Below are 21,413 nucleotides of genomic sequence, written 5' to 3'. Positions count from 1 at the left end.
CTCCTCCGTCCCCGCATCGGGTTTCCCCGCTCTGAAAGCGGTGGGAGCCCACCGATGATCTAAAATCTTGCTCATTTTGCCAAAGATCTTACTTCGCAGGGACTACAGCCTACAGCCTATCCCCGACTGCGAGCCGGATGGCAACAGGCTTGGTGAGAACGTTGAGCGGGTCAGAGGAGGGGCAGAACTCGACGGCGGAATTCCTCCACGTAGCGGCGGGAGACCGGGACCGGTTCGTCCCGGCCCTCGAGTCTCAGGCGAAGCCCCTGGGCGTTGCCGGTGACGCCGCGGATCCGGGCCGTGTTCACGAGGTGGGCGCGGTGGCAGCGGAACAGGCGGGGGTGGTAAGCCGCCAACTGGGCCTCGAGCCCGGCGAGGGTGCTTCGAACGAGGACGACGGGTTCTTTTTCCCGCTGGAGCCGGACCTCGACATAGTTCTCGTCCGCCGAGAGGCCGACCAGTTCGGACGACCGGAACCGGAGGCGCTTCCTCCCGTCCTCCACCACCAGGGTGATCACCTCCGGCAGCGGCGCGGGAGCGGCCGGGGAGGCCTGAGCCGGCACGGGTCCGGCCGGGGCCGGCAGGGCCGTCCCCGCCGCTTCGTCGGTCGGGACGACATCCGCCTTCTCCGGGGCTTCTGTCGCTTCGTCCCCCCGCCCGCCCGTCGCCGAGAGGGGGCGTGTCCCCCCGTCGCCCGCCGGCGCTTCGTCACCCGGTTCCTGGGGCGCTGCGACGTCCGAAGGCCTGGCCGCGTCACCGTCCCGGGGGCCGGCGACGCCGAGCCGGGCGTTGGCGGCCTCGCCGATGCGGGTGTTGCGGCGCAGGAGGCGATTCTGGTTCGCCAGGGTGATCGTCGCGATGATGAAGACCCCGATGAGCACGGTCCCCGCCATCACCCGGGAGAGGTCGAGGTGGGTCAGCGGAAACCCGTACGCGACGAAGACCTGGCGGGTGAACGCGAAACTGGCCAGGCCGATGAGGAGCATCACCCCGCCGGCGAAGAGGATGAAGCGACCGGCGGTCCAGTCCTCCTCCCGGCACCACCGCGGGAAGAGGCGGGGGACGACCAGCCCCGTGACCCCGATGGCCCCGGCGGTGACGAGGCCGTAGCCGGCGTAGAGGACCGTCCGGATCTCCTCGGCCAGCTCGCCGAGGCCGAAGGGCTGGGCGACCACCATGAAGAGCACGACGAAGAGCCCCGAACCGAGCCCGTGCCGCAGTGACGAGGCCGCAGTGAAGTTCGAGGGGTAGGGTTCCCGGAAGCGGGACAGCAAATGGGGCGTCATCTTTCTGCTCATGCTTGGCGGGCCGAAGTCGATGCCGCGTCTGACTTCCGCCGTTCTTCTCTGGTTTGTTCCGCGCCGGCTGAAGCTGGCGCCACGGCGGACAGCGTCAGGGGGTCTTGCCCGCGCAGAGGTACCACATCGAGAACTGCTGGAGGGCGACCCGGGGTTCACGCCGGAAGACGACCAGCGAGTTCCCCTGGGAGTCCACGCTTTCCTCCACCGGCGGGCCGAGGACCGCGGTGACCTTCTCCCGGTAATCCGATCCCAGCGAGGCCCGCCACCCCACCACGACCCCGTTCTCGACGAAGGGGTTCACCACCGTGTAAAGCTGCCGGTCGATCCCCCAGTCGATCCGTAGGTCCTTGCGGAACGGGTCCCAGGTCCCGAACACGCTCACGGCGTAGGCCTGAAGCTCCGTCTCGGGAAGGCCGATGATCGGCTTCGCCGCGATGGGAGTCTCGCCGGTGGCTTCCCTGAGGAACACCTCGAGCGGGAGGTAACGGACGAAGCTGACGATGTGTTTCCCCTTGTAGTCCCCGGCGGCCTTTTCTTTCGGCACATAACGGTAGTGCGCCCGCAGGCGGGCCTCGGGGTTCATCCAGGTCCACCCGTACTCCTCGCTGCCGTAAGGGGCCTTGCCCCAGGCGGCTTCGAGGATGGGCAGGATGCTCTCTTCCTGCGACCTCCGGTCCAGGCAGATGGCGAAACTGCGCAGGGTCGGCTCCGCCTTGGGATCGGGCTTCTCCACGTCCAGGACCACCGTGGTGTTCGGGTCGAAGCCGGGGACGGTCACCGTGTAGCCGCGGCTGTGACGCTTGCCCTTCAGCTCCGGGAACTTTTCGAGGAGTGTCTTCTCGGGGGTGAGGATGTCGATCCCCTTGAAGTGCTCCGGGAAACCGGGTTTGGAGCCGAGAAGCTCCTTCAGCCCCTTGGGTTTCCCGGTGTCGGCGCCCGGTTTTCCGCACCCGGCCGCCAGCAGCAGGACCGCCGCGAGAGTGAGCATCCCGACCAATTTCCTTCGCATTTCCGTCCTCCTTTTCCCGATGGACGCCCGGCTCCGCCGGCGTTCGCCCCGAACCTGGAACCTTGCGGGGAAGGTAATGTTTCAACCGGGAAAAATCAAGGGGAAAGGTGGTCGTCGCCACACTGATGATTCTGTTTATGGGCATGGTCATCCTGCTGCTTGCCATCCCATCGCACCTGAGTTCCCCCTCCCTCTCCTCGTTCACGGACCCCGCGGTCCGTCGCGTCCGCGTAGGGTCCTATGACACCGCGATCCTCAAGCCCCGGACCGCCGGGGACCTCCAGGCCTGGTTGGCGGCGAACGGCTGATGTCGAGCCTCGACTCGACTGCCCGACGATCGGCCGCGGTTGCCATGCTGCGCAACATCGCCTCCGCCGAGGTGGCTTACAGTGCCTCACCCGCGGCGAAGGGCGCCTACGGTTCGCTTCAGGACCTCGCCCGCGCGGGGAAGCTCGACCATCGTTTCCACGAGCCCAACCCGGAGATCGACGGGTTCACCTTTCAGGCCACCGTCACCCGCGAGTTCTTCACCATCCGGGCGACCGGCCCGGTCGCTTCCCCGGAATGGAACTTCTACATCCGGGAGGACGCCATCGTCCGGCTATCGGACGAGACACCCCTTTCGAGCCGATAATAAGCCCTTCGCTTCAGAACATCCCGCGACAAATCCGCAGTCGGGTCATATCACCGGTCGACCGGGTGAAAGCACGGTTTCGTCCGGTTGAAGCTCCACGGCGGAGGGGGGTGTGCCTGGATTTTTCCCTTCTGAAGGGCATCTGCACCTGCTTTCTGCAACGCGACGAAGCGCTCTGGCTCCATCCCCGGATCTCGCTGCAGCCCAACGGTGTACCGACGCCGCGGGTGCGGTGCGGGATCCTGGACAACACCATCGACATCGGGATCAGCGCCCGGGGACTCGCTGCCGCGCTTCGGAGTTCGCGGACTCGCTGCCGGAGCCTGGGCCGATCTGAAAGCGGGAGAAACGAGGGTCTGAAGGCAGGGCGGCGGTCAGGGCTTTCCAGGCCTCGTTCCTGCCCTTCAGGCAGGCATCCAGCCAGGCGCGGAGGCATTCGGCCGTGAGGGCCTGCTGGGTCTGCGCCGTGATGGCGGGCCCCTTTTCCACCAGGGCGGCGGCCCAGTGCGGGAGGGCGAAAGCCCCGTGGTTGGCGCCGGCAATTTCCAGCAGGGCCTTGTCGGGCGACGCGGCGGCGGCGTAGTGGGCGTCGGGGCCGATGGCGGGCGAGAGGACCCGGTCGTCCTGCCCGGCCACCACCAGCACGGGCCACGGGAGCGACCGTGCCGCCTCCAGGGAGGACGGGCGCGTTCGGGCCGGGGCCATCACCGCCACGGTACCCGGGCCCCTCCCGGCCTTCTCCGCCTCCGCCGCCGCGAGGAAGGCGCACCCACCGCCCATGGAGTGCCCGGAGAAGGCAAGGCCCTCCCCCGCCAGGCCGGCCAGGGGCGAACCCCCGTCCGCCGACTCCGCCCGGAGGCGTTCCGCCAGGAAGACCATGTCCAAGGCCAGGGCCCGGTGGCTGGGGAAGGGGAGGAAGCCGGTCTCGGTGTCGGGGAGGGCCACCACGTAGCCCGCCGCGGCGAGCCTCTCGGCCACGGGCCTCAGCGACGCCGCGCCCAGGGTGAAGCCGTGGGCGCAGATCACCCGCGGCCAGGGACCGCCCGGCGCGGGGCGGTCGTCCCCCGCCGCGCGGCAGGGGTGAAGGAGGAGGAAGGGCACCGCGTGCTTGTCCCGGTCCGGGTCGTGCCAGAGGAGAGAGCGGCACGCCACCGGCAGGTCGGTCAGCGGCGGGGTGGCCCGGGATTGGCCGGGCCCGGGGACGGCGGGGCTTGGCCGGGCGAAACCGGGCCCCCCGGCGACCATCAGCGGGAGCAAGCCCAGGGCGGTGAAGAGGGCCCGCCGGCCGCGGGAAACGGGGCCGGTCATCCCTGGCTCGGCGGGGCGCCGCCCGTCCCGATCCTGGAGCGGATGATCTGCATCGCCGCGGCGATCTGGCCGCCCAGGTCCCCCAGGTTCGCGGGGAGGATCAGCGTGTTGCCGGCCTGGGCCAGGTTGGCGAAGGCCTGGACGTACTGCTCGGCCACCTTGAGGTTCACGGCCTCGTGGCCTCCGGGCTCCTGGAGGGCGGCGGCGATCTTCCGCAGGGCCTCGGCGTTGGCCTCGGCGATGGTGAGGGTGGCGGTGGCGTCGCCCTGGGCCTTGTTGATGGCCGCCTGCTTCTCACCCTCGGACTTGGCGATCGCCGCCTCGCGCGCGCCCACGGCCAGGTTGATCTGCTCCTGGCGGCGGCCCTCCGAGGCCGCGATGAGGGCGCGCTTCTCGCGCTCGGCGGTGATCTGCGCCTGCATGGCGTGGAGGATCACCACCGGCGGCGTGAGGTCCTTGATCTCGTAGCGCAGGACCTTGACCCCCCAGTTCGTCGCGGCCTCGTCGAGGGCGTTGACGACGCTGTGGTTGATAAAGTCGCGCTCCTCGAAGGTCCGGTCGAGTTCCAGGCGTCCGATCACGCTTCGCAGCGTGGTCTGGGCGAGCTGGGTGATGGCGACGACGAAGTTGCTCGACCCGTAGGACGCTTTCATGGGGTCCGTCACTTGGAAGTAGAGCACGCCGTCCACGGTGAGCTGGGTGTTGTCCTTGGTGATGCAGACCTGGCTGGGAACGTCGAGGGGGATCTCCTTGAGGGAGTGCCGGTAGGCGACCCGGTCCACGAAGGGGATGATGACGCTCAGGCCCGGCGGCAGGGTCTGGTGATACTTGCCCAGGCGTTCCACCACCCAGGCGTGCTGCTGGGGAACGATCCGGATGCTCTTGATGATGAACAGGGCGGCGACGACCACGACGACGATCGATACGATTTCCATTCCCTCTCTCCTTGTCGGTTCGGACAGCCGGCCCCGCGACCCGCAGCGCGACGGCTCAGCGGGGCGGGCCGACGATCAGCCGGCTCCCCCTCACGTCCACGATCACGTACTCGCCCGCCGGGGGAGGAGCGTCACCCCGGGCGGAGGGTTCGAGTTCCACGTCCCACTCCGCGCCCCGGTACCGTGCCCGGGTCGCGTAGGCGCCGCTCCACGCCTCGACCCGGACCGTCTGCCCGATGTCCAGGCAGGCCATGGGTTCCCCCCCGGCCCCCAGCCGGCCCTTTTTCCGGGCGTGCCGGAGAATGAGCGCACCGGCCCCGGAGACGGCGGCCGCCCCCAGGAGCTGGAACCACACCGGCTGTCCCCACCGGGCCAGAAGAGCCCCGGCCAAGGGGCCGGCGGCCATCACCAGCAGGTAGAACGTGCCGCTCGCCAGTTCGAGGGCGACCAGCACGGCTGCTGCCACCAACCAAACGACCCAGGGCTCCATCGCCACCTCCCGCGCCGGTTGAAGGGCCTGCCGGCTTCCCCGTGAAACTTCATGGCCTGGTGCAAAGTACCAGAGGGGTCATGGGCCCAGAGTAGGGAAAAATCCGGGGGGAGTCAAGGGGAATCCCGGCGTTCCAGCCGCTCACCCGGCACCCCCGCCCGGCGGCGACGAGGCTGCCCGGCCCCAGGCGACCGGGCCCGCGTTCGCCGCACCGGTCGCTCTTTTCGCCGCACGGGGGGGGATTTTTCCGGCCGCGTCCGTCCAACCCGGTGCGGCGGTGGACCCGGCCGGCGAGCTTCGCCCGTCCCCGCCGCGAAACCGCGCCCCGCGGGGGCAAACACGAGGAGGGTTCATGAAAAGGATTCTGACCGCACTTCTGCTGTCCGCTTGCGTCTTTTGCGTCGCCGCGCCGGCGGGCACCGACGTCTGGTGTCCCCACGTCACCGCCGCCGGCGGCTGGAAGACCAGCATCTCCATTTATAATCCGGGGTACTCCGGGGCCATGTTCTTCTGCAGCAAGTACGACAACAGCGGCGGGATGATCGGGACCGGCACGATCGGCCTGGTGGGCGCCCGGTCCTGGACAACGCTGTCCGGCGCCGTCCTGAACTACGAGGGGACCTTTCACCTCAGCTCGGCGGACAATCTCCTGGTCAAGGCCGTCTACCAGAGCGGCGACTCCCCCAGCGTCTGCGAGTTCTTCCTCGGGGGTGAACCGCAGACCACCTGGGTGATCCCCAACACCGTCCTGAGCTGGATGGACTACACGGGGGTGGCCCTCGTCAACGCCCAGGCGGGGAACACGACCGTCACGTTCTCCGCCTGGAAGAACGGCGTCAAGGTGGCGCCGGACCTCAGCCTCAACCCGGCCGGCAAGGTCAAGATCGTCCGGGTGTCCGGCCTGCTCTTCCCGGGCCTGGGCTACGCCGACCTGGACACGATCGTCGTCACGGCGACCAACCCCATCCCCGCTCCCATCAGCATCACCGGGAACACGGCCGGCGACCGGCACCTCTTTTTCTCCGGCCGTCCGCAGGCGCTCAGCTCCGGGCCCGTGGAGCCCGAGTCCTTCCGTATGGCGGCGAACCGGCGGCCGCGGGCCTGGGAGGGGGGGACGCCGACCCGCGGGCCGGCCCCGGTGGGCTTTGACGGGATCGAAGCGGCCCCGGAGGCCACCACCTTCTGGTGTTCCCACGTGACGGCCGCCGGCGGCTGGAAGACGAGCCTGGCCCTCTACAACGGCGGTTCCGCTTCCGTGACGTACAACTACAGCCGGTACGACCTGAACGGGAACGCGGTGGGCCTGCCCCTCAACGGCTCGGTCCCGGCCCGCTCCTGGATGACCATCCCCAGCACCTCCCTGAACTACGAGGGGTCTCTCTCGCTCTCCGCGACGGGCCTGCTGGTCAAGGCCGTCTACCGGTTCGGCGACTCTCCCAGCGTGTGCGAATTCTTCCTCTCCGGGAACACCGCCCAGGACTGGGTGCTGCCCAATGCCGTGCGGCCCTGGATGAACTACACGGGGGTGGCGCTGGTCAATTCCACGTCCAACGGGATGACGGCGACCCTTGAGGCCTGGAAGGCGGGAAAGATGGTGGCCTACCCCGTCCGGGTCGAGGTGGCGCCCCACGCCAAGTACGTCAACCTGTCCAGCGGGATCTGGCCGGGGGTGGGCTACGACGGCATCGACACCGTCGTCGTCCGCTCCAACCGGGCCATCGCCTGCCCCATCGACATCACCGGCAACACCGCCGGGGACCGCCACCTCTTCTTCGCGGCCCAGTCCGAGCCCGTCAACGGGACGGCCGGGGACCTGGTGGCGAACGACGCCCTTGTCGGGAAGTTGCGCTTCTGCCCGACGGGGCTGCTCATGCAGGGGTCGGCGAGCGGTGAGCCCTGCACGGTGAACAACGACAACCCCGCATTTGCTCACCTCCTGACGCGGAAGATCGCCGCCATGGAGACGGAGGTGACCCGTGGGATGTGGGCGGCCCTCCGGGCGGTCCAGCCGACCCTCCCCGCCGACCCGAGCCACGACTGGGGCGGCGACGAAACCGGTTGCCCGGTCCAGTGCGCGACGTGGATGCACGCGGTGCTGTTCGCCAACCGCTTGTCCGTGCAACAGGGTTTCCAGCCCTGCTACTACACGGACCCCCAGTTCCAGACCCCCGTGACGGCGTCCAACTACAACACGGGCCCGTACTACTGCGATTTCGACGCCATGGGGTACCGCCTGCCCACCGAGGGGGAGTGGGAGCATTTCGCCCGGGCGGGCACCTCCACCTCCTTCTGGATCGCCGAGCCGGCCTACGGTTTCCCCGACTGCACCGCCGCCGGCGTGCCGGGGTACTATCCCGCCCTCGAAAGCGCGGGCTGGTTCGAAACCAATGCCGGGGAACGCACCCACCCCACGGGACAGAAGGCGGCCAACGGTTGGGGAATCCGGGACGTCATCGGGAACGTCTCCGAATGGTGCTGGGATTGGCTCGCCGATTACCCCGCCACCGGCCAGGTGGATTACCGGGGGCCGAACTCCGGTACAAAACGGATCCTGAGGAGCGGGGGGTTCGACCAGCGGGCCATGCACTGCCGCTCGGCGTCCCGGGCCTCCGCGACGCCCGCGTCCGGCCTGATGAGGGTGGGATTCCGCCTCGTTCGCACCCTGCCATAGTACGCGCCGCCTGCCGGGCGGCGCAGGGGTAACGCCGGAATGGCATAGAAGTGGCGCCTTCTGGCAGAAGGCACCTACAGTACGCGCCGCCTGCCGGGCGGCGCAGGGGTGATGCTTCAAGTGGCGCCTTCCAGCAGAAGGCGCCTACCGTACGCGCCGCCTGCCGGGCGGCGCAGGGGTGATGCTTCAAGTGGCGCCTTCCGGCAGAAGGCGCCTACCGTACGCGCCGCCTGCCGGGCGGCGCACGAGTAACGCAGAAGTGGCGCCTCCCGGCAGGAGGCGCCTACGTTGAGCGGCTGAAGGCGCCCTCTTTCGGGGGGTCGTTCCACCCGCCGTAGGGCCACCTTCTGTAGTCCTCCACCAGACCCGCCTTTACCGGGTTGTCGCGGATGTAGGCGATCGTCCGGCGGTCTTCCTCCTCGGACCGTGACCAGTGATCAAACCACTCCCGCTGCCAGAATCGTTCCACTTTCTCCGGCATTACTTTCTCCGCCTGGTGCGCGGTCCATCGCTTGAATTCCGACACGGTCCGGTCCATCTCCCCGGGCCTGGTCCCTTCGCTCATCCGGATGAAGAGGTGCAGATGGTTGGGCATGACGCACCATTCCAAAGGGATCCATATCCCGTTGCGAACTCTGTGATGGATGGCTTCCGTCACGACGTCCGCCACGGCAGGAATGCCGAGGTGTCGAACTCCCTCTCCGGTGTGGAGTTGCCTTTCCAGAAGCACGAAGATCCGCCGGCGGACATTTCGGACTTCTTCGGGTTTCAGCTTCCGCAGTGCCTGGGACATGTCGCGCAGTTGAATGGCCAAGGCGGTCGGAATGGCGCCGTGAAGGCTGATGGTGACAAAATAGGCGCCGTTTTCGACTTCCCAGTGAGGCAGTCGCCGTCGGGTGAAGAAGATGTCCTTTCCGCGGCCGATGGGAGGGAGCGGATCAGGCATGGGGAGCACCTCGGCAAAAGATGTTTTCCCGTACGCGCCGCCTGCCGGGCGGCGCAGGGGTAACGCCGGATTGGCGCCTTCCGGCAGAAGGCGCCTACGGTACGCGCCGCCTGCCGGGCGGCGCAGGCGTGATGCTTCAGGTGGCGCCTTCCGGCAGAAGGCGCCTACTTTGCGAAGCCTAAGCCGAGTTCCTCGAGCTTCCCGGCGGTCGGGACGCCCCGGGCGTCCCATCCCCGGCTGGCGTAGTACAGGTCCAGCCACTCCCCGAACTTTTCCTCGGTCATGAGCTGCCCCTCGAAGATCCCGGCGAGGTGCTTCTCCTCGAAGAACCGTCGCGGGAGGGTGTCCCCCGTCCGGTCCCGCCCGTTCCGCACGTTGTACATCCGGTTCAGGTTGGAGAGCTTCTCCCCCGTCTTCTGGAGCTGGGCGTCCGTCATGGGCATCCCCGTGAGCTTCTCGAAGAGGGGGGCCAGGCGGTCCAGGTCGTACATCAGGAAATCGCAGACGATCAGGGAGTTGCGGGTGTTGACCCCGTCCTGGTTCACCTTGACCCAGTCGGGGGTGTTTTCGAAGGTGAGGAGTCCCTTCATCTCGGCGGTGGCGGACCAGCACCGGGTGTGGCTGGCGAAGTCGGCGGTGGCCAGGGCGAGACCCATGGAGGCGCACCCCTTGATGTTCACGCCCGACAGCTCCATCCCGGCCGTCTGGATGGCGAAGTACTCGCTCCCTTTCCCGAGCTGCCGGGCGGCGAGACGGGAACCTTCCGCCAGGACGTCGCCTACGCCCTCCCGCCGGGCGATCATCCCCAGGACCGCCTGCTGGGCCTCCGCGTTTCCGAAATCCAGCGGAATGCCGCCGGTGTCGGTGCTGGTCAGGACGCCCTTTTCAAAGGCCTCCATGGCGAAGGACATCACGACGCCGGCGGAGATGGTGTCCAGCCCGAGGTCGTCGCAGAGCCGGTTGGCCTCGGCCACGGCCTCGGCGCTCCCGATGCCGCAGCCGGAGCCCAGGAACGCCGTGGTCTCGTACTCCGGGCCCTCCACCCTCTTGCCTTCCCAGACGGCCTCCTTGGAGCAGAGGATCCCGCAACCCTGGCAGCCCACACTCTTCCACCCCAGCTTCTCCCGCATTTTCTCGGAGGTGATCCCTTCGTAGCCCTCGAACTGGACGTCCCGGAAGTTCCGCGTCGGCAGGAAGCGGCCGTCCTCCTGGCCCATGCGGATCCACATGTTGGTCCCCAGTTCGAAGCGTCGCTTGCGGTTGGGGTGCTCCATCACATCCTTGGTGAGCGCCTTGTTCAGCTCGATGAAACCGTCGCGGTCGTGGTAGTCGATCTTCTCGTTTCCCTCCGCCACGATCGCCTTGAGGTTCTTCGCCCCCATGACCGCGCCAGCGCCGCCCCGCCCGTACTGACGGTACAGCTCTGTGCCGATGCAGGCGAAGCGGACCCGGTTTTCCCCCGCCGGCCCGATGGACGCGACCCGGGAGTCCGGGTACTTCTCCCGCAGCTGCGCCTCGGTGTCGAAAATGCCCTTCCCCCACAGCCCGGAGGCGTCCTCGAAGCTCACCCCCGACGGGGTGATGTGGAGGTAAAGGGGCCGGTCTGCGGCGCCGGTGATGAAGAGGTAGTCGAGTCCCGCCCGCTTGAGCTGGGGGCCGAAGTGCCCCCCCGCGTGGGAGTCGAGGAAGGTCCCCGTCAGGGGGGACTTGGTGGCCAGGGCCGACCGCGCCGCCGTCTGGAGCGGGGTCCCGGTGAAGGGGCCCGTCAGGAAGATGAGCGGGTTTTCCGGGGCGAAGGGGTCGTGGTTGATCAGACCCAGGTCCCACATGAGCTTGAGGCCGGCCCCTTTCCCGCCGAGATAGCCTTCCCACAGCTCCGGTGACGGCGTGCCGAACCGGAAAGTGCGCCGGGTCAGGTCGACCTCGAGGAAACGGTTCTTGTAGCCCTTGTACATGGCCCCTCCTTCAACGCCATCGGGCGATGTGGATGAGGTCCGTCAGCATGGAGAAGCCCGTCTCCGTCCGGCCGGCGCCGGCGCCGACGATGGTCACGTCCCCCATGGCCCTCGAGCGGATGGTGATGGCGTTGGTGGCGTTCATCACGCTGGCCAGCGGGTGGCTCAGGGGGATCTCCTGGGGCGACACCGAGGCCTTCACCTCGCCGTCCTCCGTCCAGACCCGCCCGATGAGCTTGAACCGCTTCCCTTCCTCCTTTGCCTTCGCGATGGCCTCCGCCGTGATCCCGGTGATCCCCTCGCAGGGGTAGTCGAAGGGCTTCTTGTCGGCGCCGAAGACCACGTTGGCCAGGATGGTGACCTTGGCCAGGGCGTCCCAGCCCAGGACGTCGGCGTCGGGGACGGCCTCGGCGTACCCCAGTTCCTGGGCCTTCTTCAGGGCGTCTTCGTAAGAGAGCCCCTCCTCCATCCGGGTGAGGATGTAGTTTGTGGTGCCGTTGAGGATGCCGCGGATCTCCTCGATCCCGCTCCCCGCCAGGCACTCGCGGATCAGGTTCAGGGAGGGCGTCCCGCTCATCACGGTCCCCTCGAAGAGGAACTGGACGTCCCGATCGACGGCCAGCGCCTGGAGTTCCGGGTAGTGGAGCGCCAGGGGGCCCTTGTTGGTGGTCACCACGTCCATCCCCCGCTGCATGGCCGCGCGGATGTGGGAGGTGGCGGGCTCGGCGGTCTTGATGTCCGTGTAGGAAGCCTCCAGGAGCACGTCCGCGCTGACCTCGCCGATGAGGGAGAGGGCGTCGCCGCTCCAGGCCTCCGGCCAGTCCTTGAGGTCGCCCCCGCCTTTCACGGTCTCCAGCGCCTTGGCGAGGTCGATGCCGTCCCGGTGGTACACCGAGCCCTTGAGCAGGTCCGCGATGCCGACGCATCGCCACGCGAGGCCGAAATCCCTCTCCAGTTCCTCCCGTTTTTCCAGGAGCAGTTCGGCCAGGCCCTGGCCGACGGTTCCGAACCCGACAAACAGCAGTCTTTTCATGTATCCTCCTCAATACCTGATTTTTTCCCGTGCGGTCAATCCGGCCACCTGCGTAGGATGGCCCCCGGATCACGTCTTCCGAAAACCGGGCATATCCCGGTGTCGGCCTCACGCAAAACCGCATTGTCACCAGGACTCGAAACGAAACCCAAAAGGGCGATACGCTTTTTTCTTTGCGAGGCTCCGCGTCTTGGCGTCTTTGCGAGAGGCCTTCTTCATTTCCTCCCGGCGGCGTTGAGCGCCTGGTCGAGATCGGCGATGATGTCGTCGGGGTGTTCCGCACCCACGCACAACCGGATCAGGTTGCCGGGGATGTGGGCCAGCTTTCGGCCCTCCTCCCCCTGCTGCTGGTGCGTGGAGATGGCCGGGATGGTGGCGACGCTCTTGATGCGCCCCAGGTCCGTGGCCCGCCAGATCCGTTTCAAACCGTCGAAGACCTTCCAGGTCTCCTCCTGCCCGCCCTTGACGCAGAAGGACATCAGGTGGCCGTACCGGTTCACCGGCTTGCCGTACTCCTCGTCGTGCTCCGCGTCCACGAGCCACATGTAGCGGCTCGCCAGTTCGTGGAGCGGGTGGTTTTTCAGGCCCAGGTACTGCACGCTCTCCACCGCGGGGTGCTTCTCGAGCCACTCGGCGACCTTGAGGGTGTTCCGGCTCAGGAAATCCATCCGTTTCCGCAGTGTCCGCAGGTCGTTGAGCGTGAGGACGGCCTGGAGGGGGTGGAGATTCGGGCCGTAGTCCCGGTTGGGGAGGTACTTGGTGTAAAGGGCGAAGTCCGCTTTCAGTTGATCGTTGGGAATGTTGCTGACGAGGCCCTTGCGGGCGATCATGGCGCCGGAGATGCCGAACCCGCTGCAGGCGATGCTCTTGGTGGTGGACTGCACCACGATGTCCGCCCCGTGGCAGATGGGCCGGATCAGGGCCGGCGTGGCCACGGTGCTGTCCACGATCAGCGGGATGTTGTGGCTGTGGGCCAGGTCGGCCACCGCCTGGATGTCGAAGAACCCCAGGGCCGGGTTGCTGGGCAGTTCGCCGTAGAGGAAGCGGGTGTTTTCGTCGATCTTGCTGGCCCACTCGTCCAGGTTGGTGGGGTCGACCACCCAGCGGCACTCGACGTCGCGTTCCTCCATCAGGCGGACGTTGAACTGCTGGAACGTCCCCCCGTAGCACTGGGCGGTGGCGAGGAAGTTCCGGGGCTCGTTGACGTGGTGCTTGGTGTGCACCACGAAGGGCTGCACCGCCGTCATGATGGCAGCCATCCCCGAGGAGGTGGAGCAGGCCGAGGTCTCGCCCTCGAAGCCGTACCCCTCCAGGAGGGCCAGGGTCCACTCGTAGTAGTAGGTGGACGGGTTGGCGATGCGGGAGTAGCACCAGGTGGGGATCAGGTAGGCCAGGGCGGCCGCCATCTCGGCGGAGTCACGGTAGGCCTGGGAGGTGCTCATGAACACGGGCTCGATGATGGCGCCCTGGTAGTCCTCGATGGCCTCTTCCACCGAGTAGACGCCGTGGACGGCGATGGTGTCGAAGCGCCACTTCTTGACCACGTCCTGGATGTAACGCCGGCGCTTCTCGAGGTAGGCATTGTTGGTGTCGATGTAGTGCTGCATTTTCTCGGTCACGATCACGTCGCTCTGCTTGTTCATCTTTCCTCCGGTTCCCTCGGGTTGTGGCCCGGCCCGGCCCGTCGGGGGCGTTCACGTCCGGCGAAAGCGCCCGGGGGCGGACCGATGCGAAGGGTGCGACTCTGGGGGGGGCGGGGTTACCGCGGTCGGGGCCGGGGTGGGGAACTGCCGGAGCACACGAAGGCCCGGTGGCCGTCCGGCGGCCGTTTCACCGCGGGGGAGAAATGGGGACCTCTCATCCAGGGCAGACGGGGACCCGGGGCTTCCGTCCCGGACGAACCGAGCGGTACGTGGATGGCCGGGTCCTGCATAGTCTTCCAAGGCTTCGACAAACTGCACCTTCATTATATCCGGCCCCGGCGGGAATGCAAACGAATTTCCCGGGACGGGTCCCAAAAGCATTGCCCGGTATCGTTCCGGACGCTATAATATCCTTTTCACGCAAGCCTTGCCTTCGGAGGGGCGGCGGGGCGCAGGCGGGATTGGCGGGGGATCGGCATGGACTTCGACAACAGCCAGCGGAAGGAAGACCGGCGGCGCGCCGTGAGGGTGCCGCTCAAGGTCGCCCTGGAAATCGAGGGGGTGGACTTCGCGGGCAACCCGTTCAAGGAGACGGCCACGACCGTGGACGTCAGCCTCACCGGAGCCTGTATCTGCACCACCGCCCGGGTGGCCCCCGGCGCCATCCTCAAGGTCAGCGGCGTCAAGTTCCGTTTCAGCGCCATCGTTTCCGTCCGCGGCGTCTGGATGGACGAGTCGGACGGCATCCAGAAGATGGGCGTGATGTTCCTCGAACGCGACGACAACTGGGTCGTCAAGTGAACGCCCCCCTCTCCGACCCGGACATCCTCGAAGCCTACAATTCCGACGCCCTGGGCTACCGGGGGTCGCCCGAGGGGCTCTACCGCCCCGCGGACGAGGCGGAGGTCGCCGAGATCCTCAGAGACGGCGCCGCGTCCGGCCGGAAGGTGACGCCGACCGCCCTGCGATCCTCCACCACGGGCGGGTGCGTCTGCCACGAGGGCTTCCTGCTCTCCACGGAAAAGCTGTCGGGGGTGGTGGACATCCGCCCCGGCCCGTTGACCGCCGTCGCCCGGCCCGGGGTGAATCTCGGCGAATTCAAGCGGACGCTCGAGGAGAACGGTTTGTTCTTTCCCCCCGACCCCACCAGCGAGAACGACTGCACCCTGGGCGGGGCCGTGGCCACCAACGCTTCCGGGGCGAGGACCCTCAAGTACGGCGCGACGCGGAAATGGGTCCGGCGGATCCGGGCGGTCCTGGCGGACGGGCGGGCCCTGGAACTTCGCGCGGCGTCCGTGGACAAGAACGCCGCGGGGTACTTCGGTTTCCAGGACCCGCTGCAGCTCTTCATCGGCTCCGAGGGGACGCTGGGCGTCATCACGGAGGTGGAGGTGCAGTGTCTTCCCCCCCCCGCGGATTACCTCGCCGTCTTCGCTTTTTTCCCGGGCGAGGCGGACACCCTGCGCGCCGTGACCGCCATCCGCGACGCCCGTTGGCCGGTCCGCTGCCTGGAGTACTTCGACCTTGCCTGTCTGAACCTGCTGCGCCGTGAAAAGGCCGCCGCACTGCCCGCCCACCCGGGCGGCATGCTGTTCTTCGAGGAGGAGGTCGCCGAAGGCGGGGCCGAGACGGCCCTCGAGGCCTGGCTGGAGAGGCTCGAGGGCCTCGGGGCCGTCGTCGACGACACCGTCGTGGGCGACACCCGCGCGCGGAAGCAGCAGATGCGGGACTTTCGCCACGCCATCCCGTCCGGTCTCAACGAGCAGGGGATTCGCTACCGGGACCGGGGCGGGCGGAAGCTCTCGACCGACTGGGCGGTGGATTACCGCCTGCTCCCGGACGTCGTCCCGGCCGTGCGGGGCATGTGCGCCGCGGAGGGCCTGGGCGAGGTCTTCTGCTTCGGCCACCTCGGGAACGGGCACCCCCACTTCAACCTTCTCGCCCCCGACGAAACCGCCCTCCGTGCGGCCCGAAGGGCCGTCCACGCCATGTGCCGGCACGTGTGCGGCCTGGGGGGAACGATCAGTGCCGAGCATGGCATCGGGAAAACCAAGAAGGAATTCCTGGCCTACATGTATCCCCCCGTCGTCCTGGAATGGATGCGCGCCTTCAAGCGGGCGGCGGACCCGCGGGGCGTTCTCGCGCCGGGAAACCTGTTCGACTGACCCCTCACATCACGGGCACCGCGGTCTTGCGAAGGTTCTCGCGCTCCGCGGCGGGGGCGTAGCGTCGGAAGGTGGAGTGTTTCGGCCGCCGGGGATGCCCGTCCCGGTCGAAAGTCTCCCGGCGGGCCAGGCGTCGCTCGAGGCGGAGCAGTTCCCCGGTGATCCACTCCCGTTCGTCGGCGGCAGCGCTCTTGAGGGCCAGCGTGTTCTGGGCGGTGAAGCCGGCCTTGTCCCCCAGCTCCACGCAGAGACGGGCCATGTTCAGCCTCGCCTCGGCGGGCGTCTCGATCTCCCAGGGGTTGCCGTACTGGAAACCGAGGAGATAGTGGTTGAGCGCCCGGCGGAAGACGGCGTACCGCTCCCCGCCGACGCAATGCTCGCTGCCGATGGCATAGAAACACTCTCCCAGCAGGAGGTGGGTGCTCCCGAAGAGGGGGTCGAGCTGCAGGGAGCCCTGGAGGATGACCATCGCGCGCTCGGGTTGCTGGAGGACCCGGATGTAGAGTTTTGCCCGGTTGTTGCGGTAGATGGGGTTGTAGGGGGCCAGGCGGACCGACTCCAGGTAGTACCGGTCCGCCTTGTCGGCGTAGACCTGCACCGCACCCGGCCAGACCGCCTCCGCGGCCCGCCACTGGTAGAGATCGGCCAGGGTCAGGGTGTAGGTCGCCCGCCAGGGGCAGTGGAAGAGCGCGAGGCCGAGGTAGTGCTCCGCCTCGATGGCCAGTTTGTCCGCCAGGGTCGGGGACGTGGCGGCCATGGCCTTGCGTTGGTAATACCGGCCGAGGTTGGCCGCGTAGACCGGCTCCTCGCGGGCGAGGAGGTGCGCCCGCATCCCCGCGGCGACGGAGAGGTCCCAGGACTGCCGACCGGCGGCGAATTCCGCCTCCTGGGCGAACCGGTCCGCGGTGGTCCCCTGGAAGCCGGCGAACCAGGCCGCAATGACCGCCACCGCGATCAACCCGCCCGCCAGGGACCCGGGGATCGCGTCCGTGACGTGGCCGGCGGGGGGCGCCGAGCTTCGGGACCTGAGCCGGATGGCCACCAGGACGACGATCACGGCGAAACCGGCGATGACGACCCCCAGGACGTTCCCAACGGCCCCAGCCCGCGCCACGCGGGCTGCCGGAGGATCCAGGGGGAGCCGCGTGCTGGCGGACTGCAGCCAGGCCACCCACATCCCGAAAAAGGCCAACGGCACGGTGAACACGGCCAGCATCGCGAATTGACGACGCAGGGTGCGGCGCCACCCCCCGGCGCCGCGGCCGGTGGCGGCCACGGCCAGGGCCGACCAGAGCAGGGTCACGGCCAGGATGATGCCGGCAGGGCCGGACAGGATGCGGATGAACTGGCGGAAAAGGCCGGTCGGCGGGTAGGGGATGGACGACAGGCTGAAGAACAGGGAGAAGGCCGTCACGGAACCCGTGAGGGCGATCCAGACGGTGTCGGGCGGCGTTTCCTCCTCCGGGGGGTGTGCGCCGTGTTCCGGCCCGGTGTGGCGAAAACACGCCGGGGCTGCGACGAGGAGACCGGAGAAGACCCAGAACCACAAGGTGGTGGTCACCGTGGAAAACCCGAACTGGGTCTCGACGAAAAAGCCGATCACCCCCCCGAAGAGGAAGACGACGGTCAGGTCCTGCTCGACCGGGGGGTGGGGCGGCGGGTGGAGGCGCCGGGCGAAGAGGAACAGGTAAAGCAGGATCCCCGCGACCAGGCCGCCGGACGTTCCCAGCATCCCGTATTCCGGCCCCCGGAGCAGGCTCAGGAGGAGGCCGCCGCCGATCCCGGCCCCGATGGTGTAGAGCAGGAACCTCCGACGGTGCCGCCGGGTCGGGCTCAGGCCCAGCTGGTGCACCCCGAAGGAGAAAAGGGCGAGGAACAGGCCGAGTTGCGCCAGGAGGCCGACCCACCCCCGACAGGCCAGCGCCTCCCACGACTCGTTGTGGCAGCGGTCGATCATGGCCGCCCGGGACTCCAGCCGGCCCAGTTCCGGGGAGTAGTACCGGTCGAAGACCAGCTGGACCGTTTCGGGGCCGTAACCCAGCAGCGGCCGCAGCCGGGTGAAGCGGTCGGGGTTCCCCTCGGCGTCGCTCAGGGTGCTCCAGTTCACCGCCATCCGGGCCAGCCCCCTCCAGATGAGCAACCGGACGCGGCTGTTCCCCTCCTCGGCATCCAGGAGACGGAAGAGGTGGGAAACGTGGTGGGGGACCTGGACCTTGTCCAGGGCCCGCTGCCCCACCATCATCATGCCCGCCGCCAGGGCGGGGACGCCGACGAGCACCACCGCCGCGCGGACTTTCCCGCGCTGGAGGAGGAGGAGGATCCCGATCACCAGCAGGGCGGCGAACAGGGCCAGGAAGGGGCCCCGGCTGCCGCTCAGCAGGAGGGCGGTCAACTGGAGCAGCGCGGCGATGCCGAAGAGGGACACCCTGGCGACCCTCCCGCCGCCCTGCCAGCCGTGGGACATCACGTCCCGGGCCGCCAGCCAGAGCTGCCGCAGCGTGACCATGAACGTCAGGAGGATGAAACTTCCCAGGAAGATGGGGTTTCCAAGGGTGGAGCCCACTCTCCCGTTGAAGTAGTTGGACCACTTGACCGCGTCGAACCCCGCGCGCTGGCAGATGGCGTACACGGCCACGGGGACGGAAACCGCCACCATCGCGAGGAGGACCCGTTCCATCTGGGGCCGGGTGGTCACGAAGACCCGGATGAGTACGAAGAAGCACATCCCCGACAGCACCGTGAGGAGTCCCCCGCCGCGGTCGTAGGGGCCGAAGAAGCTCGTGGAAGGGGAGAGCGAGAAGAGGGTGGACAGGGTCAGGGAAAACAGGTAGAACCCGATCGCCCCGAGGATGCCCCGGGTGGCGGCCTGGTCGAGGGAGTCGCCCTTGCGCGCGGGGTCGTGGGGGTGGGGGGACGTCCACCTCGCCCAGAGGTAACCCGCGAGGCAGGCGGCCGCCACGAAGGCGAACCCGCGGAGCAGCGCGGACCGGTCGGGATCGAAACAGCGCTTGGAGTAAGGGTTGAAGAAGACCGGGACCAGGCAGACGGTGCTCAGGAGAACGGCTTCCGCCAGGGCGCGCAGGCTCCGGGTGCTCGCGGCGGGGAGGAGCTTCATGGGGCACCGGGGGGGAGGCCGCCGACGAAGAGCCGGGGGATGGCCACCGCGGCCCCCTATTTCGAGAAGGTGCCCGTCAGGAGGGCCCGGCCCTTCTCATGCCCCTGCAGGTGCTTGTCGACGTCGCTCCGCAGGGCTTTCCCGGGATCGAGGGGAAGTTTGGGCGTGTCCAGGGCGATCAGGGTGAACATGTAGCGGTGGGTCCCCGAGGGCGGGGAGGGCCCGTCCCAGCCGATGAGGCCGAAGTCGTTGAGCCCCTGGGCGCCGCCGCACATCATCAGGCCGGTCTTCGGTTGGCCCTCCTCCAGCCTGCCGATCGCGGGGGGGATGTCCCAGGCCAGCCAGTGCGTGAAGTTGCCGCCCGGGGCGTCGGGGTCGTGGCAGATGAGCACCAGCGACTGCGTCCCCTCGGGGACCTTGCTCCAGGCCAGGGGCGGGGTCTTGTTCCCCCCCTCGAGGGAGTAGAGGGCCGGCATGGGGCTGTCGTCGGCGAATGCCGGGCTGGTGAGGGAGAAACCCGACCCGGACGGAGCGCCCCCCTGGCTCCCCGCCCGATCCTTCGTGCAGGAAACGGCGCACAGGAGGATCGCGAAAGACGACAGAGCCACAGCGAAACGCTTCATGAAAGCACCTCCGGACAGGTTGAACCGATTGTATCCCGCGGTGCGGGGAGTGTCAAGGAATTCGAAATTTCCCACGACAAACGGCATTTCTTCAGGTAAAATCGCCCCTCCAGTCCGCTGAAAATCACCAGGAGGATCCCATGACTGACAAGCCTCGCAAGCGATGGAACCCGCAGACCGTGATCTTCGAGAAGGGCTACAACCCCCAGTGGTCGGAAGGGGCGGCCATCCCGCCGGTCTTCCGGACCTCCACCTTCGTGTTCAAGTCCGCCGAGGAAGGCAAGCGGGCTTTCGCCATCGCCTACGGGATGGAACAGCCCCGGAAGGGGGAGACCCCCTCCCTCATCTACACCCGGGTGAACAACCCCAACTCCGAGATGGTGGAGGACAAGATTTCGGCATGGGACAACACCGAGGCCGCCGCCCTGTTCTCCTCGGGCATGGGGGCCATCTCCGGCACCTGCCTGGCCCTGCTGCGCCCCGGCGACACCATCGCCTTCTCGGACCCCCTCTACGGCGGCACCGAGTACCTCTTCCGAAAGATGCTCCCCAACTATAACATCCGGGCCGTGCCGTTCCCCGCCGGCAGCCGCCGGGAGGTCATCGAGGACCTCGTGAAAAAAGACCCGACGGTGAAGATGATCTACATCGAGTCGCCGGCGAACCCCACCATCGTGCTGACCGACATCGGCGCCGCCCGCAAGGTGGCTCTCAAGTACAGCACTCCGGAGCGAAAAATCGTGCTGGCGGTGGACAACACGTTCATGGGGCCCATCTTCTGCTGTCCGGCCGCCTTCGGCGCCGACCTGTGCATCTACTCCGCCACCAAGTTCATCGGCGGTCACTCCGACCTGGTGGCCGGCCTGGTGCTGGGGTCGAAGGAATTGATCGGCCAGGTCAAAGCGGTCCGCACCATCCTGGGGTCCAACTCCGACCCCGACACCGCCTGGCTGATCCTCCGCAGCCTGGGCACCCTCCAGCTCCGCATGGAAAAGCAGCAGGAAAACGCCGTGGAAGTGGCCCGTTACCTGAAGGATCACAAACGGGTGCAACGGGTGGCCTACCCCGGTTTCCCCGAGATGGGCGACTACCAGGTGGAGCTGTTCCGGAGCCAGTGCACCGGCACCGGGTCCCTCATCTCCTTCTGGATCGAGGGGGGCGAGCCCGAGGCCTTCGCCATCCTGAACCGGCTGAAGCTCATGAAGCTGGCGGTGAGCCTCGGCGGCATCGAGACCCTCATCGAGCACCCCTATTCCATGACCCACGCCGACATGTCCGACGAGGAGAAGGTCCACGCGGGGATCACCCCCAACATGATCCGCCTCTCGGTGGGCCTCGAAGCCCCCGAGGACCTCATCGCCGACCTCGAGCAAGCCATGCGGTGAGCTTCGTAACCCTCGCTGACAACACAGGCGTCCCGGCGGTGTCCGCGTTTTCTTGGCGGGCTTGGCGCCTTGGCGAGAGCCATTCCGGATGGTCATCCCGCAAGGCCGCCAAGGCCGCAAAGCCGGACGAACAGGCTCGCGGCAGCCGATCTTCACGCAGCCGAAGCGAAAAGTCAGGGGCATTGAACTGAAGCCCGCAC

At 68.0% G+C, this 21,413-nt stretch carries 17 protein-coding genes; 6 read left to right on the top strand and 11 right to left on the bottom strand.

The genetic code is table 11. The features are described 5' to 3' along the window. Positions 1-170: 170 nt before the first annotated feature. Positions 171-1,286 (bottom strand): LytTR family transcriptional regulator, encoded by a 1,116-nt coding sequence (locus KA419_01630; protein MBP7864623.1) that lies wholly within the window; start codon positions 1,284-1,286, stop codon positions 171-173. A gap of 106 nt (positions 1,287-1,392) precedes the next feature. After that, positions 1,393-2,310 (bottom strand): hypothetical protein, encoded by a 918-nt coding sequence (locus tag KA419_01625; GenBank protein ID MBP7864622.1) that lies wholly within the window; start codon positions 2,308-2,310, stop codon positions 1,393-1,395. Positions 2,311-2,435: 125 nt separating this feature from the next. Here KA419_01625 and KA419_01620 point away from each other — a divergent pair, with 125 nt between their 5' ends. Together KA419_01620 and KA419_01615 are read left to right on the top strand one after the other, a co-directional pair. Continuing rightward, on the top strand, positions 2,436-2,618 hold the full coding sequence (locus KA419_01620; GenBank protein MBP7864621.1) for a hypothetical protein: 183 nt from the start codon (positions 2,436-2,438) through the stop codon (positions 2,616-2,618). 44 nt (positions 2,619-2,662) lie between these two features. After that, positions 2,663-2,944 carry a hypothetical protein gene (locus tag KA419_01615; protein ID MBP7864620.1) on the top strand — a complete coding sequence of 94 codons (282 nt, stop codon included), beginning with the start codon at positions 2,663-2,665 and terminating at the stop codon, positions 2,942-2,944. A 267-nt stretch (positions 2,945-3,211) separates the two neighbouring features. Here KA419_01615 and KA419_01610 read toward each other — a convergent pair whose 3' ends face one another. The 3 genes from KA419_01610 to KA419_01600 are packed head-to-tail and all read right to left on the bottom strand — an operon-like array spanning position 3,212 to position 5,677. Then, positions 3,212-4,252 carry a dienelactone hydrolase family protein gene (locus KA419_01610; GenBank protein ID MBP7864619.1) on the bottom strand — a complete coding sequence of 347 codons (1,041 nt, stop codon included), beginning with the start codon at positions 4,250-4,252 and terminating at the stop codon, positions 3,212-3,214. Beyond that, positions 4,249-5,187 (bottom strand): paraslipin, encoded by a 939-nt coding sequence (locus KA419_01605; protein ID MBP7864618.1) that lies wholly within the window; start codon positions 5,185-5,187, stop codon positions 4,249-4,251. The genes KA419_01610 and KA419_01605 overlap by 4 nt, the downstream gene beginning before the upstream one ends. Before the next feature lie 55 nt (positions 5,188-5,242). Next, positions 5,243-5,677, bottom strand: a complete 435-nt coding sequence (locus KA419_01600; protein ID MBP7864617.1) for an NfeD family protein — start codon at positions 5,675-5,677, stop codon at positions 5,243-5,245. Between the two features lie 352 nt (positions 5,678-6,029). Here KA419_01600 and KA419_01595 point away from each other — a divergent pair, with 352 nt between their 5' ends. Then, complete coding sequence (locus KA419_01595) at positions 6,030-8,348, top strand: formylglycine-generating enzyme family protein (GenBank protein MBP7864616.1); 2,319 nt, start codon at positions 6,030-6,032, stop codon at positions 8,346-8,348. A 283-nt stretch (positions 8,349-8,631) separates the two neighbouring features. Here the strand turns inward: KA419_01595 and KA419_01590 are convergent, their stop codons facing one another. The 4 genes from KA419_01590 to KA419_01575 form a co-directional block, all read right to left on the bottom strand. Continuing rightward, positions 8,632-9,294, bottom strand: coding sequence for a transposase (locus KA419_01590; GenBank protein MBP7864615.1), 663 nt, complete (start codon positions 9,292-9,294; stop codon positions 8,632-8,634). A gap of 164 nt (positions 9,295-9,458) precedes the next feature. Next, entirely contained in the window at positions 9,459-11,249 is a 1,791-nt protein-coding gene (locus tag KA419_01585) for an aldehyde ferredoxin oxidoreductase family protein (GenBank protein MBP7864614.1), read from the bottom strand. A gap of 10 nt (positions 11,250-11,259) precedes the next feature. Beyond that, on the bottom strand, positions 11,260-12,282 hold the full coding sequence (locus KA419_01580) for a homoserine dehydrogenase (protein ID MBP7864613.1): 1,023 nt from the start codon (positions 12,280-12,282) through the stop codon (positions 11,260-11,262). 215 nt (positions 12,283-12,497) lie between these two features. Beyond that, a complete protein-coding gene (locus tag KA419_01575; protein ID MBP7864612.1) occupies positions 12,498-13,925 on the bottom strand; it encodes an O-acetylhomoserine aminocarboxypropyltransferase/cysteine synthase in 1,428 nt (475 codons plus the stop codon). A gap of 477 nt (positions 13,926-14,402) precedes the next feature. On the opposite strand from KA419_01575, the gene KA419_01570 reads away from it, so the two are divergent. Then, positions 14,403-14,726: a PilZ domain-containing protein gene (locus tag KA419_01570; protein MBP7864611.1), complete on the top strand. Its 324-nt coding sequence runs from the start codon at positions 14,403-14,405 to the stop codon at positions 14,724-14,726. Continuing rightward, a complete protein-coding gene (locus KA419_01565; GenBank protein MBP7864610.1) occupies positions 14,723-16,090 on the top strand; it encodes an FAD-binding oxidoreductase in 1,368 nt (455 codons plus the stop codon). Before KA419_01570 ends, KA419_01565 begins: the two co-directional genes overlap by 4 nt. A 4-nt stretch (positions 16,091-16,094) precedes the next feature. Here KA419_01565 and KA419_01560 read toward each other — a convergent pair whose 3' ends face one another. Together KA419_01560 and KA419_01555 are read right to left on the bottom strand one after the other, a co-directional pair. Further along, positions 16,095-19,205 carry an O-antigen ligase family protein gene (locus tag KA419_01560; protein ID MBP7864609.1) on the bottom strand — a complete coding sequence of 1,037 codons (3,111 nt, stop codon included), beginning with the start codon at positions 19,203-19,205 and terminating at the stop codon, positions 16,095-16,097. Between the two features lie 56 nt (positions 19,206-19,261). Continuing rightward, complete coding sequence (locus KA419_01555) at positions 19,262-19,828, bottom strand: YbhB/YbcL family Raf kinase inhibitor-like protein (protein ID MBP7864608.1); 567 nt, start codon at positions 19,826-19,828, stop codon at positions 19,262-19,264. A 140-nt stretch (positions 19,829-19,968) separates the two neighbouring features. On the opposite strand from KA419_01555, the gene KA419_01550 reads away from it, so the two are divergent. Next, positions 19,969-21,213, top strand: coding sequence for an aminotransferase class I/II-fold pyridoxal phosphate-dependent enzyme (locus KA419_01550; GenBank protein MBP7864607.1), 1,245 nt, complete (start codon positions 19,969-19,971; stop codon positions 21,211-21,213). Positions 21,214-21,413 lie beyond the last annotated feature (200 nt).

The organism is Acidobacteriota bacterium, assembly GCA_018001935.1.
Classification (GTDB): domain Bacteria; phylum Acidobacteriota; class JAAYUB01; order JAAYUB01; family JAAYUB01; genus JAGNHB01.
This window is presented reverse-complemented; position numbering and strand designations above follow the sequence as displayed.

Excerpts from the sequence above, each read along its gene's own strand:
- KA419_01610 (MBP7864619.1), bottom strand. The coding sequence starts at position 4,252 with ATGACCGGCCCCGTTTCCCGCGGCCGGCGGGCCCTCTTCACCGCCCTG.
- KA419_01585 (MBP7864614.1), bottom strand. The coding sequence starts at position 11,249 with ATGTACAAGGGCTACAAGAACCGTTTCCTCGAGGTCGACCTGACCCGG.
- KA419_01580 (MBP7864613.1), bottom strand. The coding sequence starts at position 12,282 with ATGAAAAGACTGCTGTTTGTCGGGTTCGGAACCGTCGGCCAGGGCCTG.
- KA419_01560 (MBP7864609.1), bottom strand. The coding sequence starts at position 19,205 with ATGAAGCTCCTCCCCGCCGCGAGCACCCGGAGCCTGCGCGCCCTGGCG.
- KA419_01555 (MBP7864608.1), bottom strand. The coding sequence starts at position 19,828 with ATGAAGCGTTTCGCTGTGGCTCTGTCGTCTTTCGCGATCCTCCTGTGC.
- KA419_01595 (MBP7864616.1), top strand. The coding sequence starts at position 6,030 with ATGAAAAGGATTCTGACCGCACTTCTGCTGTCCGCTTGCGTCTTTTGC.
- KA419_01575 (MBP7864612.1), bottom strand. The coding sequence starts at position 13,925 with ATGAACAAGCAGAGCGACGTGATCGTGACCGAGAAAATGCAGCACTAC.
- KA419_01625 (MBP7864622.1), bottom strand. The coding sequence starts at position 2,310 with ATGCGAAGGAAATTGGTCGGGATGCTCACTCTCGCGGCGGTCCTGCTG.
- KA419_01615 (MBP7864620.1), top strand. The coding sequence starts at position 2,663 with ATGCTGCGCAACATCGCCTCCGCCGAGGTGGCTTACAGTGCCTCACCC.
- KA419_01630 (MBP7864623.1), bottom strand. The coding sequence starts at position 1,286 with ATGACGCCCCATTTGCTGTCCCGCTTCCGGGAACCCTACCCCTCGAAC.
- KA419_01605 (MBP7864618.1), bottom strand. The coding sequence starts at position 5,187 with ATGGAAATCGTATCGATCGTCGTCGTGGTCGTCGCCGCCCTGTTCATC.
- KA419_01620 (MBP7864621.1), top strand. The coding sequence starts at position 2,436 with ATGATTCTGTTTATGGGCATGGTCATCCTGCTGCTTGCCATCCCATCG.
- KA419_01590 (MBP7864615.1), bottom strand. The coding sequence starts at position 9,294 with ATGCCTGATCCGCTCCCTCCCATCGGCCGCGGAAAGGACATCTTCTTC.
- KA419_01570 (MBP7864611.1), top strand. The coding sequence starts at position 14,403 with ATGGACTTCGACAACAGCCAGCGGAAGGAAGACCGGCGGCGCGCCGTG.
- KA419_01550 (MBP7864607.1), top strand. The coding sequence starts at position 19,969 with ATGACTGACAAGCCTCGCAAGCGATGGAACCCGCAGACCGTGATCTTC.
- KA419_01600 (MBP7864617.1), bottom strand. The coding sequence starts at position 5,677 with ATGGAGCCCTGGGTCGTTTGGTTGGTGGCAGCAGCCGTGCTGGTCGCC.